This window comes from Prevotella sp. AGR2160 (genome assembly GCF_000424185.1).
GTDB lineage: Bacteria > Bacteroidota > Bacteroidia > Bacteroidales > Bacteroidaceae > Prevotella.
In genome coordinates this window covers 1-16,811 of record NZ_AUJK01000003.1, presented here as the reverse complement: position 1 = coordinate 16,811, position 16,811 = coordinate 1, and the positions used below count along the sequence as shown (strand labels likewise).

Genomic DNA, 16,811 nt, shown 5'->3' with positions numbered 1-16,811 from the left:
ATTTTATTGTTTAATAATCAGCGCACTCTGTCCGTCGACGACGACCTTTCCGCCGTTGATGGTGTCAAGGCCATTCTCATCGATCTGTCCGTCGCAGGCCACTACGGTGTATTGTCCTTCGGGAACAGTGACTTCCTTGGCGTCCTTGTTGCCGTTGAGGACAACGATGATATTCTTCCAACTGTCGCCACCGGCATGGTCTTTCAGACGGAAAGCGACGAGGGCGTTCTGTGACGGAAGGAACTCGAGATGCTGACGAACGAGGTCTGCATGGCCGAGACGGAAAGCGGGGTGGTTCTTGCGCAGGGCGATGAGGCCTTTATAATAGGTGAAGACCTGCGGATAGCGCAGCGGGTTGTTCCAGTTGAGCTCGTTGATACTGTCGGGAGAGTTGAAACTGTTGTGTACACCTTTCTTATCCCGCAGCATCTCCTCACCGCTGAGCATGAAGGGCACGCCCTGGGAAGTGAAGACGGCCGTCTGGGCCAGTTCGTCGAGACGGATGAGCTCATCGGTGGTGATATTCGGGATAGAGGCCTTCAGACGGTCGACGAGACACATATCATCATGACAGCTGACATAGGCAATCATCTGTGTCGGCTCGTTGCACCACGGCTGTTTGCTGTAGTTGACTTTGCTGTAGTCTACCTGCGGATGGGCGATCATACCGGCGATACCGGCTTTCACACTCTCCTCACTGCCGGCGAGGCCCGCAAGGAAAGCGCCCTGATGATCGTCGCTGAAAGGCCCACGGAGGGCGTCACGAAGATCGTCGCTGAAGGCGGCGATGCCGGGCATCTGTGGCGTGTTGACCTTCATGGCGAGTTTGTCCTGCGGATAGGCGCAGCTGCCGGCACTCCAGCCTTCGCCGTAGATGAAGATATTCGGGTTGATGTCCGTGAGCTCCTTGCGGATGTCGTTCATCGTGTTGATGTCATGGACACCCATCAGATCGAAACGGAAACCGTCGATGTGGTAGTTCTCTGCCCAGTATTTTACGCTCTGCAGCATGAAGTCGTGCATGATCTGTTGGTCAGAGGCTGTCTCGTTGCCACAGCCGCTGCCATTGCTCGGCTTGCCGTCGGCGGTGAAACGATAGTAGGCGTTCGGCCAGGTGAGCTGGAAATTACTGTGGTCGAGATCGGAGGTGTGGTTGTAGACCACGTCGAGGATGACACGGATACCACCCTTGTGGAGCGCGGCAACCATCTCCTTAAACTCCTTGATGCGTGTGGCGGGCGTATAAGGATCGGTACTGTAACTGCCTTCGGGCACATTATAGTTTAATGGGTCATAGCCCCAGTTGTACTGCGGCGTGTCGAGCTTGGTCTCATCGACGCTGGCATAGTCGAAGGAGGGGAGGATATGGACGGCATTGACGCCGAGGTCCTTCAGATAGTTGATAGCCCACGGCTCCGTGAGGGCGAGGAACTTGCCGGGGTATTGCGTGCTCTGCCGCTTCACATGGAAGTCCTTCGGGTCGAGGTTGATATTCCTGGCGATGGAGAAATCACGGAAATGCATCTCGTAGACTACGAGGTTACTGAAGTTCGGCGTGGTGAAGTTCGTTGCATTTGTCGTGCTTGTTCCGTAGGTTGTCGTGCCGGGAACGGTGAGGATATGGTCGTCGTTCCAGCCTTCAGGATCGGTGGTCTTCAGATCGAGGATAGCGCCGCGACGGCCGTTGACTCCAACAGCTTTGGCAAAGACACCCGGTGTCTCGCCGTGACCGGCATCGAAAGTATAGAACTTACCCTTCTGGTCGCCCTTGACGGTCGCCGTCCACTGGTCTTTCCCGGCGGCTTTCATCTTCACGGTCTTCAGCACTTTCCCTCCCTGTCCTTCGGCATAGAGGCGGACAACAGGCCGTGTGGGGGCGTTGAGATAAAAAACAGTCTGCTTCGGACTATAGGACATCTCGTTGAACGTGAAGTCCTGTGCCAAAGCAGACAGATGGGTCGTGAGCATTGCGAAACATGCAAAGGTTAGTTGTTTGATCGTCATGTTATAAATGTTTTGTTCCACTGTAGGGACATGATTTATCATGTTCCGAACAGTGGAGAAAAATGATTACAGGGCTTTCAGGGAGATGGCGAAACCGCCACCGGGAGCTTCCGTGAGCTTCAGCACATCACCACGCTTGATGGTTTTCTTGGTGATGATGTAAGCCTTCGGGTTCTTGTCGTAGGAGGCATCCTTGCCGTCAGCATAGATGGTAGCCTCGTACTTGCGGCCTTTATCGAGGAAGTCGAACTTCACCGTACTCTGGTGTCCGTGCTCGTCGCACTTGCCACCAACGAACCAGTTGTCGGTGCCTTTTGCCTTACGGGCAACGGTGATATAACGGGCGGGTTCGGCCTCGAGATACTTACTGTCGGACCAGTCTACGGCGACATCCTTGATGAACTGGAAGGCATCCTTGTACTTCTCGTAGTTCTCGGGCAGGTCTGCTGCCATCTGCAGCGGCCCCCACATCACCATATAGATAGCGAGCTGACCAACGAGTGTCGTGTGGACATAAGAGGTGTTATTGCTCCAAGTCTTCAGCTGTGTCTCGAGGATTCCCGGCGTATAGTCCATCGGACCACCCTGCAGACGGGTGAACGGAAGGATGACGGTGTGATTGGGATAGCTGCCACCGAAAGCCTCATACTCCGTACCGCGGGCGCTCTCGTTGCCTACCCAGTTAGGATAGGTGCGGGCGATACCTGTAGGACGCGTGGCCTCATGGGCATTGACCATGATATGATGTTTTGCGGCTTCCGTGACGCAACGTAGATAATGGTTGTTCATCTCCTGAGAGAAATGATGATCGCCACGAGGGATGATATCGCCGACATAACCACTCTTTACGGCATCATAACCGTATTTATTCATCAGGTTGTAGGCATCCTCCAAATGGCGCTCGTAGTTGACAACGCTGGAGGAAGTCTCGTGATGCATCATCAGCTTCACGCCCTTGCTGTGGGCATAATCGTTGAGGGCCTTGATATCGAAGTCGGGATACGGCGTGACGAAATCAAAGACATAGTCCTTGCTGTGACCGAACCAGTCTTCCCAACCTTCATTCCAGCCTTCTACGAGGACCTCAGAGAGGCCGTTGGCAGCTGCGAAGTCAATATATTTACGGACTTCGGCATTGTTGGCGCCATGGGTGCCGTTGGGCTTTGCCTTACTGTAGTCGGTGACACCGAGCTGGACAGAGGGGAAGTCATTGGTATAGCTCCATGTATTCTTGCCGACGATCATCTCCCACCAGACGCCACAGTATTTTGTGGGATGGATCCAGGAGGTATCCGTGAGCTTACACGGCTCATTGAGGTTGTAGATCATGTTGTTGGCCTCGCCGAGCATGTCACGTGCGTCATCGCTGACGGCAACGGTACGCCACGGCGTGTGGCACGGTGCCTGCAGATAGCCTTTCATGCCCGTGGCATCAGGTGTCAGCCAACTCTCGAAGACCATGTTCTTATCATCGAGGTTCAGATGCATCGTGGAGTAGTTGATGCAGGCGGCCTCATGGATGTTGATATACAGTCCGTCTTTCGTCTTCATCTGTAGCGCGGTCTGTACACCCGTGGGAGAGAAGACATCCACGGAGGAGTTGCTCCAGTTGACGGCATCGTGGAAACGGGAGCGGATCTCAGAGAGTTTGCTCTCCTGCGTCTCCTGCTCCTGCGTGTCGTAATCGCCGGGAAGCCACCATGCGGTGTGATCACCGGTCATGGCAAACTGGGTGTGCTCGTCCTTGATGACGAAATATACGAGGGAGTCCTGCTGCGGGAACTCGTAGCGCAGGCCCATACCGATATCGTAGACACGGAAACGGATCGTCATCTTGCGCGTGGTGCCTTTCTGCGTAAGGTCAACAGCCATCTCGTTGTAGTGGTTGCGGATCTTACCGTACTGGCCCCACACGGGCGTCCATGTCTCGTCGAAGGTAGAAGTCTTGCTGTCGGTCTCCGAGAAGCCATCCATCAGGGATGTCTCCTGGAGACCTTTCGTGGCGTGCTTGTCCTTGGCGAGTTCAAGGCCGAGGTGGGAAGGTTTCACCACCTCTTTGCCTTTATACGTCATCTCATACGTCGGCTGTCCCGACGGAGAGAGGGAGAATGTGACGGCGATCTTGCCATTGGGCGATTTCACCGTCTGTGCCAGCGCTGCCAATGGAAGGAGCGCAAGGGCTATGAGGGTTGTTAGTTTTTTCATTTTTTCTTGTTTTCTTTATCTTCCGGCCATTTGGATGAGTTCGGAGATCTCTTCCACGAAGTGCTTGTTCTTGATGAGATCCTCAATGTTCAGATGGACACGATAACGCCAGTAGTGATGCGGATTAGCGGGGATATTGATACGCTCGGCATTGGCATCGGGGAGACGTAGGCTCTCATCCATAGCCAGCCAGTCCTGGATACTCAAGATACAGAGCATAGACGGACAGGTGAGATGACGGGCGATGATATCCTTGGCCAGCCAACCCGGCAGTGGGTGGGGAGCGGCGCCACCACGGTAGAGCATCGTGTTGTAATATTCCTGCGTGCGGTCCCAGTCTTCGTCCCACCACTGACGCAGTGTCGGCATATCGTGGGAGGAGATGGTGCAGACAGAGCGGTAGGGATTACGGCTCAGATGGCCGAAGCGTACGTGCGGATCCTTCGGCATGCTCTGCAGCTCGAGGGAGAGGATCTTCAGCTCGTTCATCACCCATGGCACACAATCGGGAACCATACCGAGGTCTTCGGCGCAGACGAGCATACGGGTGGCAGCAACGAGCTTCGGCAACTTCTTCATGGCCTCATTATACCAGAACTGGTTGTTGCGGCGATAGAAGTAGTCGTTGTACAGGCGGTTGAAAGCGCCCTTATCATTATCGTAGAGACTCTCGTAGATGAAGTCGAACTGTGCGGAGATACGCGGATGGAACTTGTTCTTATCCTTACGGTCACGGACGAAGAGCACATCACTGATGAGGCTGTAGAGGCCATCGCGGAAATCGAGCTCTTTCTGGTCGGTGACACCGGCGAAGAGCTTCTCGATCTTCTTCTGCGTGTCGTATTCGGGCTTCATCTGATAACGCTCGTCGTCGATACGGTCGAGATACTGCTTGCGGACCTCATCGGCACGGTCGTGGAAGATACGATCAAGCACCCAGTCGGTGATGAAGGGCTCCGTGAAGCGCTCCTCCTGGAAGTTCAGACCATAGCCGCGGATCTCGTCGGCGGTCATGCCGAGGGCCGGAGCAAACTGGCCGAGCAGTCCGTGGACGGCATTGATAGGAATCTCCCAGATACGGAAGAATCCGAGGACATGGTCGATACGGTAAGCGTCGAAGAACTTCTGCATGTTCTGGAAGCGACGGATCCACCACTGGCAGCCGTCGGCGATCATAGCGTCCCAGTTGTACGTCGGGAAGCCCCAGTTCTGGCCGTTGACGGAGAAGTCATCGGGCGGAGCGCCGGCCTGGCCGTTGAGATTGAAGTAGTTTGGCTCCATCCATACGTCACAGCCGTAGCGGTTGACGCCGATAGGGATATCACCCTTGAGGATAACGCCTTTCTTGCGGGCGTAATCATGGGCGTCGGCCATCTGTGTATTGAGGATATACTGGACATAATACCAGAATGCCACCTTATTATATATAGCACTCTTGGGATCCTCGAGGGCCTTGCGGTCTTTCTCGTCCCAGAGGTTATGGTCTTTCCACTGACTGAAGTCGGCGGTGCCGTTCTCGTCGCGCAGTACGCAGTAGTAAGCATAAGGGACGAGCCAGCGCTTGTCCTCCTCGAAGAATTTCTTAAAGGCAGCGGAGGCGAGGACCTGCTTGCCTTCCTGTGCGAAGAGATCCTTGAGATAAGCGATCTTCGTATCGTTGACTTTCTCGTAGTCAATCTGCTTCAGGGCGTTGAGCGCCTGGCGCAGCGCCTCATAGTGCGCACGCTTCTTCTCGTCTTTCAGTGCGGGCAGGGCCGTGAAGTCGGCATACTGCGGATGAAGGGCGAAGATCGAGATACAACTGTAAGGATAGGAGTCGGTCCAGGTGTGCGTCGTCGTCGTGTCGTTGATCGGCAGCACCTGGAGGACACGCTGGTGGGTGAGGGCGACGAAGTCGATCATCTTCTTCAGGTCACCGAAGTCACCGACGCCGAAAGAAGTCTTTGAACGGAGGGAGAAGACGGGTACGAGGGTTCCGGCGAGCTTGCGGTTCCAGATATCGAAGAAAGCCATATCCATGTCGTAGACTTCCACCTGGCCAGCCGTCATCTTTGGTACATCGATATAGCGGTTGGCGGCAATCTCCCAGATTGCGGACGTCTTGCCTTTCTTCTGGTTGCAAGCAGCAAATTTGAACTCCATGTGGTGACCGGCGAAATAGGCTCCGTCGAGGTCTACAATCCATTCGTTGTAGTTATGCTGGGTCATGGCAATGCCCTTGTCGATCTGCCAGGACCCAAGCACCTCGTCAGCGCCTGCGATATAGAGGACGTCATCCTCACGCAATTGCGGGGCGCGCACGATCAGGCGCACGGTCTTCTTATAGCCGCGGTTCTCCGGACGGGAGAGCTGACGGGGATTGATACACTCCGTGAAGGCACTGCTGTAGAGATAAGAGTCTTCGGGCATGTCATTCCAACGGTCATAGAGGTGCATCGACTTGACATCACCGAGGGTGTCCAGTTCGACGCGATGGAGAATGGTCTTCCATTCCGTGCGGACAACCTGCTCGTTGCGCTGGATCGTATAATAATAGTTGAGATCTTTTGTCTTGGGCGTGAGGTCAAGCTCTGCTGTCCACTCATGTCCGTCCAAAGTCTTCAAGCGATATTGCAGGACTTTTCCATCTTCCTGTAAGATGTTTACAACAACGTCCTCACCGAAGGCAGTGTTGTATTTGATGTTGACATTTAACTTCATAGGTTGATAGTAATTAATCCTATCTTCTAAATTTTTCTCTGTTTTTTGTTTTATGTTTCAAAAGTAAGAAAAAATTCCGTAGGTTGTCGTTCGTATTTTGTGCAAACTGTTCGAATAATCATGCAAACGTTTGCATTTTCTACTTCCCCGTCCTTCTTGGGGCGGGGAAGTTGGTAAGGCTTTATTATTTCTCCTTGATCATCGTCACGCTGAGGGCACCGAGGACGAGGGCCACACCGGCGAGGATCATCATGTTACTCTGGATACTGCCTACGAGGGTCAGCAGACTGCCACCGATGGCAGCGGCGACGATCTGTGGGACACAGATGGTACCGTTGAAGAGGCCGAGGTAAGCACCCATGTGACCGTAGCCCTGAAGGGCATTCGTGACAAAGGTGAAGGGCATGGCGAGCATGGCGGCCCAGGCGCAGCCGATGAGGAGGAAGGGGATGAACATCATGTACTTATCCGTGACGAAGGCCGTCATGGCGAAGCCGACAGCGCCGAGGAGCAGGCTGAGGCTATAGGCAACTTTACGGTTCTTGAACTGCGGGAGAACCATGGCCCAGATGACGGAGCCGATGGCCTGTACGGCGAAGAGGATACCTACCCAGTTGCCGGCTTCCTGATAGCCTTCTGTCTGTGTGGCATTAGCGTTAAGCATGTCTACGCCCCAGCAGTTGGCAGCAACGGTACCATTGGTATACGTCCACATATACATGAAGGCGAACCAGCAGAAGAACTGTACGAGACCGACTTTCCAGAAGGTGGCCGGAGCGTTCTTCAGCAGGGTGATCCAGTCGCCCTTGCCTTCTTCCTCCTTTTTTACTTCGGCGGACGCACCATTATACTCTGCGTATTCCTGCGGATTCCATTCATGGACTTTCGCCGTGGTGTAGATGACACAGAGGATCAGAATGGCGGCGCCGATATAGAATGACCAGATGACGGAGTCGGGGACGACACCCTTCGGGGCGATGTTGCTGATGCCGAACCAGGTGAAGACGAACGGGAAGACATAGCCCACGAGGCTGCCGGCATTGCAGAGGAAAGACTGGATGGAGTAGGCGAGACCTTTCTGTTTCTCGTTGACCATATCGCCGACAAGCATCTTAAACGGTTGCATGGCCATGTTGATGGAGGTGTCGAGGAACATCAGCATGAAGAGTCCGAAGATCATGGCCGTGCTCACGCTCATGCCCAGAGAGCCGGAGTTCGGCAGCAGACACATCACGAGGACGGCGATGGCAGCACCGATGAAGAGGTAAGGGATACGGCGGCCGAAACGGCACCACGTGTGATCGGAACAGGTACCGATGATCGGCTGCACGATGATACCCATCAGCGGCGGCAGGATCCAGAAATAACTGAGGTTGTGCGGATCAGCGCCGAGGGTGGCGAAGATTCGCGAGATATTGGCGCTCTGCAGGGCATAGGCGATCTGCACGCCGAAGAATCCGAAACTGAGGTTCCATAGGCCCCAGAAACTCATGTCAGGTTTTTGCTTCATCATTATTTGCTTTTAGTTTTTTTCCTTATTTTTATAGCTCGCAATAGATTTCTATAGCTTGCAATAGACTTTTACGGACCGCTATAGAAGAGGGCGGGACTATCTCGTTGTGCCGCGGATGACGAGACGGGTGCGGACGATGCGCTTCTCGATGCGGTCCATGGGGATCGTGCCCTCCACCTTGCCGATGAGGATATCGGCGGCTTCCTGGCCTACGGCATGGCCGCGCTGCTCTACCGTGGTGAGCATCGGGTCGCAGCTGACGGCTCGCACGCCATTGGTAAAGCCGCAGATGGAGATCTCGTCGGGGACTTGGAAACCGAGGCGCTTGACAGTGTAGAGGATACCGATGGCCGTGTCGTCGTTGACGGCGAAGAAGGCATCGGGAGGATCGGGGAGGTCCATGATGTCGGGGGTGATGGCTTCGGCACTGGCCCTGTTGTCACAGAGACGCACGAGGGTGTCGTCGACTTCCAGGCCATGTTTGTGTAAAGCATCCTTATAGCCGTTGTATCGGTTCTTGGCGATCTCCAGTCGCATGGATGTACCGTAATAGGCGATGCGCTTGCACCCGGTGTCGATGAGATGGGTTACCGCCGTATAGGCACCCATATAATCGTCGACAACGACACGGGAACATTCGATACCCGTACAGATACGATCATAGAAGATGACAGGGATGCCCGTATCGAGCAAATTCTGGAAATGGTCGTATTTCAAAGTATCCTTCGCCTGAGAGACGATGACGCCACAGACGCGGTTCTTATAGAAATTACTGCAGAGATTGTATTCCTGGTCGTAACGGTCCTCGCTCTGTCCGACCATGATCTGGTAGCCGCGGGCCCGTGCTTCCTCCTCGATACCGGCGAGGATGGTGCTGAAATAGTAGTGGGTGAGCTGCGGCACGATGACACCGATGACCTTGGAAGGACGGACCTTCGAATGACGCAGTGCTTCTCCGATGACACTCGGATAGAAGTTATGTTCCCGGGCATAAGCCTGTATACGCTCTTTCTGCTGCGTGCTGATACGCGGACTGTCCTTCAGCGCACGCGAGACGGTTGCGATCGACACGCCCAAGTCGCGCGCGATATCTTTCATCGTGATTTGTACAGGTTCTTTCATAATAGATCTTGTTATCAATACTTTTGTGCAAAGATACGAATAATTGTTCAAACGTTTGCATGGAAGAGAAATTGTCACCAAAAAGTTTGTGCAAACGATTGCATTCGTAGATCAAAAAAAACGGACGGCGACATTTTAGAGGATGTCACCGCCCGGAAACAGAGCGTGTTTTTATTGTGCTTGATGAAGCATCTTTACTTCTTCACGAAGGTCAGCGTGTTCGTGCCATCGTAGTTCAACTTGAACGCAAAGTCATACGTGCCGGCAGCGATTTTGAGGTTTATTTGACTGGCAGTCATATCACCGAAATCGTTGGAGTCGATACGTCCGCCCCAGCTCGTGGTCCACTCACCATTCATTCGGATCTTGAATTCTGCAGCATCCTTGAAGGTGACGTTTTTAGCAACGAAGTTGTCGGTAGCCTTGTCGTAAGTCAACTCCGTATCACCGGCCCACTTGTTAAAGTTGCCGATGAGGCCAATCTTCGTGACCTGTGTAGTCGTAGCCGTGAAGTCGGAGGCATTGACGTCGATCTGATAGAAGCCGTCAGCGGCAATCGTCACCGTGCTCTTGGCAGCACCGTCGGCATCCTTGATGTCGTAAGTGCCGGCTGCGAGATAAGCATAGCCCTCATAGTTGGTCTTGTCGCTGTTGACGCGCAGGCGCTTGCTTCCAATATAGAGGAAGTTGCTGGCGGCTACCTTGGCGAGCGTTACGGGAACAGACACCTCAGAGGTGCGGATATAAGCGTCGCCGCTGGCGAGGGTGATCGTGTCGACCACCTCTACGGGGACGCTCAGCTGACTCTCCTGCTCACCGTAGAGGGCTGTGACATACTTGGTGAGATCAGAAGCGCTGACATTGCCTTCAGCATCGACAGCGAGGTCGTAGCTGAGGTTCTTGTTGGCATTGTAAACTTTCAGACCGATGGCCTGGCTGGCAACGGTAGCCGTGGTGTTGACGGTCGTGGAGACCAGCTTCACCTGACTGTCCGTTGTGTTGTTGAAGTCTACGGATCCTGCGCTGGCAGCCGTCATGGTCACCGTGTAGGCATCCTCCTGAGCATTGCTCTGCGGCTCAGCCCATCCCTCGTAGGCGTCGTTGGAACAACTGGCGAGGGTAAGGGCGGCAACGCCGAGTGCTAATATGATTGACTTTTTCATTTCTTTGTCTGTTTATTTTAGTGCGATAAAGTGATACTGACCGGTGATGTCGTTGAAGAGGACGCGCCACTTACCTGCTTTCACGGAAACGTTACTGCCGTCTTGAGTGCCAGCGCCCCATGGGAAGTCGGTGTTGCCCCAGTTGACAGTCCAAGCTTGGTTAGCGAGGAACTTCGCCTTTGTAGCACCAGCGGAAGCGTCGATATCGAAGTACCAGTCGTGATTAACGGCACCAGAGTAGGTGTTGACCGGCTTCATGGCTGTCGTCGTGCTCCAAGAGTTGAAGTCACCGGCGATATCAATCTCGTTGTAAACGGCAGGATCCTGCTTGCTGACTTTCTCATAGGTACATGTCTTCTTGGTAGGATCGAGCGTGATCTTATAGTAGCCACTTTCTGACATGGACATGTTGGCGGGGTTGCCACCTTCATAGAATTTCCATCCACCGGCCACCTGCGTTGTCCAGTCACCAGCTTTATGAATAATCTTGAACTCACCACCTTTGGGGAAGTAACCGGTATAAGTAAGTATACCGACACCGGTTCTCTTATTATAGGTCTGGCCGGGCTCCGGGTAAAGCGGAAGGATAGAAGATCCGATATGATCCTTATCATTGCTCCAGCCTCCGTCACCGATACAACCACCTACTAAGTACCACTCGTCGATTTCGGCGTCAGAGAGTTCCATATAGTAAGGTGTAGCTGTCAACGCAACGATATTGGAATAAATGGTATCGTTGGCATAGATAGCACGTACTCTTGCATAGAAGGTCTGTGAAGCCGGTACTTTCCCTTCTTCATATTTGTACAATTGCTGCAGTGCTGTAGCCACGTCCTTGGCGGTAACCGATGTCTTGCAAACTTTGGCTCCGTCTCCTACATTGGAATAGTTGGCCGTTCCGTTTTCCACTGCGCCGGCAGCATCCGTGGAGGTCGTCCAGTCTGCTGCGGTGGCGGACTTGCCAAGTTGTATTTGGTAGTTCACTTCAGCGGGGAATCCGTAGTCAGGCTGTGACCAGGAGAAGGCGAGAGCTGAAGAAGTCTTCAGATCCAAGTTCGCATTGGCGTAAGCCGGTGTGTTCAGTTTGAACGTGGTAGGAGTCTGCAGGGTCGGATTGTTGTCGAGATCGCTGTCACAAGCACTCAACAACAGGGCAGCACCCATCAGGAGTCCGGCTGTTATCTTTGTATATTTCATTGTCTTTTACGTTTAGTTGTATATAAAAAACTCTTACTTCTCTCGTTGATACCGATCTTCCTCTTTCAGGCAACCGCTTGTCACGGTCTGCAGAGGAAGACGGTATCTTACGATTGATTAGTAACCTAGGTTCTGCTTGAGGTTCTTGTTGGCGTTGATATCGTCAGCAGGGATAGCGAAGAGGTTGTAGTGCTCGTCAATGTTGGAACCATTAGCGATACCACCCTTCCAAGCCCAGTTGTAACTAACGTTTCCGGCGAAGCGCTGGAAGCGAACGAGGGTCGTACGACGGTAGCCTTCGAAGTAGAACTCACGGGCCCACTCGTCGCAGATGTCACTGAGAGAGTAACCGGTCTTCTGCTGAGCGTGAGCACGGGCGCGAAGGTCATTCAGATAAGCGACGCCCTGTGCCGTTGCCACATCTTTGTTCTCGCGAGCCGTAGCCTCTGCGTAGGTCAGATAAGCCTCTGCAATACGGAAGAGGAAAAAGTCGCAGTCGGGGAAAGTGGTATTTTTACCAGCGGAACCATCTGTATAATAGTTGTTGAACTTGCAGGCAGCATAGCCATTGGTAAAGGTACCCACCTCACTGTTTTCCAACTTACGGTCGATGTTGCACATTAAGGCACGGTCATCACCGGCAGCGGTGTACATCTGCTTGACGGTAGCATTCTCAGGAGCATCGTCGTTGGGGAAGAACTTGCGGACAATATCCGGGCGCATGCGGTTACCGCCCCAGCCCTGGGTTGTACCGTTACCAATCAGCTCAGTACCATTGACCTTGATACCCCAGTCTTCCTTACCATTGTTGCTACCAGCCATGATGAAGAGTGTGGTACCCCAAGAGGTCGTGTTCTTTCCATCCTGCGGCAGGGCGAGGAGACATTCCTCGGCAGCGCCGTTCTGGCCGTTGTCACCCATGAAGAGCTCCTGATAAGCCGTCCAGTTGGATGTCTTGGCGGTCTTGTGGAGCTTGTAAGGAGAGTTCTGGATGACCTGCTGAGCATAGAAGGCAGCGGAGTCATTCTTATCCTCTTTGGCATAGACCGTGGCGTTGAGGTACATACGGGCGAGCAGAAGCTGGTCGGTGTACTTATTGGCGCGGCCATAGCCGGAAGCGTTCTCATTAGGAGCAGAAGTCGGCGCGCTCAGCGTGTTCTCGATGGCGCGCAGCTCGCTGACGACCCACTTGAAGAGGTTGGCGCGGCTAATCTGTTTTGGATACTCTTTGCTCTTGAAGGCTGCTTCATCATCTACGGTAGTCTTTGTGGTGAACGGCACGTTGCCCCAGCCGTCCATCAACAGAGAGTAGTAGTAAGCACGAAGGAAACGGGCCTCGGCCGTCTTCTCGGCGTCGATGCTGCCATATTCGTTGATGTATCGGTTACAGTATTCGATACCGGCATACAAACGATAGTATAAACCTTTCAGCATTGGGTGGGAATCGGAGAACTGATCGTAATCGTACTGTTTGATACCATCATCACCCCATCCGCAGATGGCCATATCTGTGGTCAGATCCTGGGAGTTGAAAAGCTGACGGACGAAACCGGTCGTACCGCCGTCGAGGCCTGTGATATCGCAGTCACCGTTGGCACCACCCTGTCCGGCTACAGCCATGTTGGCGTAGCACTTGTTCAGCAGGTTGTCGGCAAGGTTATCACCGGTCGTCGTCTGGTTAGGATCGATTGGCGTAACGTCAAGGTCGTTGGCGCAGGAAGCAAAGCCCATAGCCACGACAGCAACTGCTGAAGGTATGATATATTTCAGATAATTTTTCATTGTTGCTTCTGTTAGAGTTTAGAAATTCAAGTTAAGACCCAGGATGAAGGAGATAGGACGCGGATAGACGTTGTTGTCGATACCTCCGTAGACCTCAGGATCAATACCGTCATAGTTGGTGATGGTGAAGACGTTGCTCACGGAACCGTAGACACGGCCGGAGAGGCCATGATAGCCGGCGGTACGGAACAGATTGTCGAAGGAGTAACCCAGCGTGATATTGTCACACTTCAAGAAGCTGGCGTTCTGTACCCAACGGTCGGAGAGGACAGAAGTGACGGCGTAGGACTGCCAGTTGTCGCTCACGGCGCTCAGCAGACGGTTCTGTACGAATGCGCCATTGACGTTTTGCATAATAGCATCAGTACTGCAGTTGGCCATACCGGCGGCAAGGTCGTTGAAGACGTAGTTGCCAAGGGAAGCACGGAAGGTCATGCCAAGATCCCAGTTCTTATACTCCAGACGAGAGCTCAGACCCATGGTAACAGGAGCCGTAGGACTCTTGTAGAAGTAACGGTCGGCAGTAGTGATCTGACCATCACCGTTGCGGTCGACGACGGCACCCTCGATGGGCTTGCCGTCCTTGTCATAGACCTGCTGATAGACGAAGAAGGAGTTGGCGGCGTGGCCGACACTCTGAGCCTGACAGCTGTTACCCGTACCGGAGGAGATACCACCGGTGAGTACATAGTAGCCCTTCTCGTCACTCATCAACTTCGTGATCTTATTATGATTATAGGTGAAGTTATAATCCAAGGTCCAGTTCCAGTCCTTGTTGTCGAGAACGACCCACTTCACGGAAGCCTCGAAACCGGTGTTGCTCATGTCACCGATGTTGGAGGTAACGGTGTTCTGATAGTTGGAGCCGGCAGGAATAGCCACGGTGTTGATCAGGTCCGTGGTCTTACGATAGTACCAGTCCAACGTACCGCTGAGGCGGCGCTGCAGGACAGCCCAGTCGAGACCGATGTTGTAGGTTGTTGTGGTCTCCCAGGTCAGTTCCGGGTTGTAGACGTTCGGGCGGACGAGTTTACCGTTACCTACCACATAGTAGTAAGAACCTTCACCTGTATTCATGGTGTAGTTGGCAAAATAGCCGTAGTCGCCAATACCTTCCTGCTGACCGGTCTGACCCCAACCGAGACGGAGGTTCAGGGCGTCGAGCCATTTTATCTCACGGAACTTGTTCTCATCCTTGATCTTCCACATGAAGGCCGTAGAGGGGAAGTAGCCCCAGTGATCCTTGAAGCGGGAAGAACCATCGGCACGGAACGTAGCGGTGAGGAAGTAGCGGTCCATGAGACTCCAGTTGGCACGACCGAAGTAAGAGACGAGGTAGTTCTCAGTCTTATAGTGGTAGTCGTCCTTGACGCCGTCGCCGTCATAATCGACACCAGTATCCGTATATACATTGCTGCGCGTTCCGTCGTAGGCATCGGTGTAAGAGAGATAACGGCTGTGCTCGTTTCTCCAGTAGTGAGACTCCTCGGCACCACCCATGATGTCGAAGTGGTTCTTGGCCTTGTCGTTGAAGTCATGGGTATAGAGGGCGTAGACACTACCCTGATAGTTACGCTTCAGGACGCGGTCGAAGCCATAGCTGCCATAGAAGGAAGCCTCCGGACTGTACGGAGTGATATCGGTGTTTTGCTCACCGTAAGCGATATCGATACCGCCGCTGGCATGCAGGTGCAGGTCCTCGAAGCCGTGGATCTTATAGTCGACATCACCACTGAGGATCATATCACGGCTGATGGCGCGGTCGTCCTTCTCGTTGAGCAGGGCTACCGGGTTCTCAGGAGCGTTGGTGTTCTGCAGATACCAGTTGACGGGAGACGTTACGCTCGTATTGTTAAGCCAGGCAAAGTAGTTGTGGAAATTCTCATGCCCGGTGAAGGTATCATCCACAACGCTATGCGTCGGGTCCATATAGAGGGCAGCACTGACGGCACTCGTGTTGGCATAACGGCTCTTGGCCCACATGCCCTTGGCGTTGAAGTTGATCTTCAAGTGGTCGTCGAGGAGAGACGGGTTCAAGTTCAATGATCCGGTGAAACGCTGGAAGTCAGACGTCTTCAGAATACCCTGCTGGTTGGTATAACCACCGCTGACACGGTAAGGAAGGACCTTACCGATAGTACCGCTGACGGTGATGGCGTGATCGTGGCTCAGGGCCGTACGGTAGATCTCATCCTGCCAGTCGGTATTGGCATCGCCGAGGAGTTTGTAGGCCTCACTGTCCTTGCCAAACTTGTTGGCGATATAGTCGCGGTACTCATCGCCGTTCATAACATCGAGGGTCTTACGTTTCGTGCTGACGGTGAAGCTACCATTATAAGATACCTTCGTACCGCCATGACCCTTCTTCGTGGTGATGATGATGACACCGTTAGAACCACGGCTACCATAGATAGCAGTGGCGGAAGCGTCCTTCAAAACGGTGAAGGACTCGATATCCTGCGGGTTGACCATACTCAGCGGGTTGGCCAAACCTTTGACACCGTTGTTATCCATAGCGACACCATCGATGACGATCAACGGGTCGTTGGAGGCGTTCAGAGAGGCACCGCCACGGATACGGATCGTTGCGCCTGCACCAGGAGTACCACCGGCGGAGGTGACGTTCACACCAGCCACCTTACCCTCGATCATGTCCTGGGCGTTGACCACGAGACCCTTATTCTTGCTGTCCGGCGTGATGGCCGTGACAGATCCCGTCAGGTCGGTCTTTTTGGCAACACCGTAACCGATGACGACGACATCATTCAAGGTCTTCTCATCGGCCTTCATCACGGTGACGGCATTGCTGCCGGCGGTGACGGTCTGCGTTGCCATACCCAGATAGGAGATGGTCAGCTTTGTTCCCGGAGCCACATCGACGGAGTAATTACCGTCCATGTCCGTGATACCTACGGTCTTGCCATTGGCAGTGATCGTGGCACCCATGACAGGCTCGCCGGAAGCATCCTTGACTTGTCCCTTGATGGCACCTGACTGTGCAAAGGAACTTGCTGCCAGAAGCAATCCTCCTGCGAGGGTCAGCATTCGTAGCGGCATCTTAAATTTTACCTGCTTCATCATTTGCTTGATCTTTTAGTTAACGTTAGTATATTTGTTTTCAGTTA

9 protein-coding genes are annotated in these 16,811 nt (G+C 53.5%); all 9 read right to left on the bottom strand.

What is annotated here, in order from left to right:
* Positions 1 to 3 precede the first annotated feature (3 nt).
* The 9 genes from pulA to G604_RS0102925 all read right to left on the bottom strand — a co-directional run bounded on the left by pulA (position 4) and on the right by G604_RS0102925 (position 16,767).
* Positions 4 to 2,004, bottom strand: a complete 2,001-nt coding sequence (pulA, locus tag G604_RS0102965; protein WP_028909251.1) for a type I pullulanase — start codon at positions 2,002 to 2,004, stop codon at positions 4 to 6.
* Positions 2,005 to 2,070: 66 nt separating this feature from the next.
* Positions 2,071 to 4,209 carry a glycoside hydrolase family 97 protein gene (locus G604_RS0102960; protein WP_028909250.1) on the bottom strand — a complete coding sequence of 713 codons (2,139 nt, stop codon included), beginning with the start codon at positions 4,207 to 4,209 and terminating at the stop codon, positions 2,071 to 2,073.
* A gap of 15 nt (positions 4,210 to 4,224) precedes the next feature.
* Positions 4,225 to 6,909, bottom strand: a complete 2,685-nt coding sequence (locus tag G604_RS0102955) for a 4-alpha-glucanotransferase (protein ID WP_028909249.1) — start codon at positions 6,907 to 6,909, stop codon at positions 4,225 to 4,227.
* Between the two features lie 184 nt (positions 6,910 to 7,093).
* Positions 7,094 to 8,419, bottom strand: a complete 1,326-nt coding sequence (locus G604_RS0102950; RefSeq protein ID WP_028909248.1) for an MFS transporter — start codon at positions 8,417 to 8,419, stop codon at positions 7,094 to 7,096.
* 99 nt (positions 8,420 to 8,518) lie between these two features.
* Positions 8,519 to 9,544 carry a LacI family DNA-binding transcriptional regulator gene (locus G604_RS0102945; protein ID WP_028909247.1) on the bottom strand — a complete coding sequence of 342 codons (1,026 nt, stop codon included), beginning with the start codon at positions 9,542 to 9,544 and terminating at the stop codon, positions 8,519 to 8,521.
* A gap of 194 nt (positions 9,545 to 9,738) precedes the next feature.
* Positions 9,739 to 10,707 (bottom strand): hypothetical protein, encoded by a 969-nt coding sequence (locus G604_RS0102940; protein WP_028909246.1) that lies wholly within the window; start codon positions 10,705 to 10,707, stop codon positions 9,739 to 9,741.
* 12 nt (positions 10,708 to 10,719) lie between these two features.
* Entirely contained in the window at positions 10,720 to 11,904 is a 1,185-nt protein-coding gene (locus G604_RS0102935; RefSeq protein WP_028909245.1) for a SusE domain-containing protein, read from the bottom strand.
* Between the two features lie 117 nt (positions 11,905 to 12,021).
* Positions 12,022 to 13,686 (bottom strand): RagB/SusD family nutrient uptake outer membrane protein, encoded by a 1,665-nt coding sequence (locus G604_RS0102930; RefSeq protein WP_028909244.1) that lies wholly within the window; start codon positions 13,684 to 13,686, stop codon positions 12,022 to 12,024.
* Between the two features lie 18 nt (positions 13,687 to 13,704).
* Positions 13,705 to 16,767: a SusC/RagA family TonB-linked outer membrane protein gene (locus G604_RS0102925; protein WP_028909243.1), complete on the bottom strand. Its 3,063-nt coding sequence runs from the start codon at positions 16,765 to 16,767 to the stop codon at positions 13,705 to 13,707.
* Between the last annotated feature and the right edge of the window lie 44 nt (positions 16,768 to 16,811).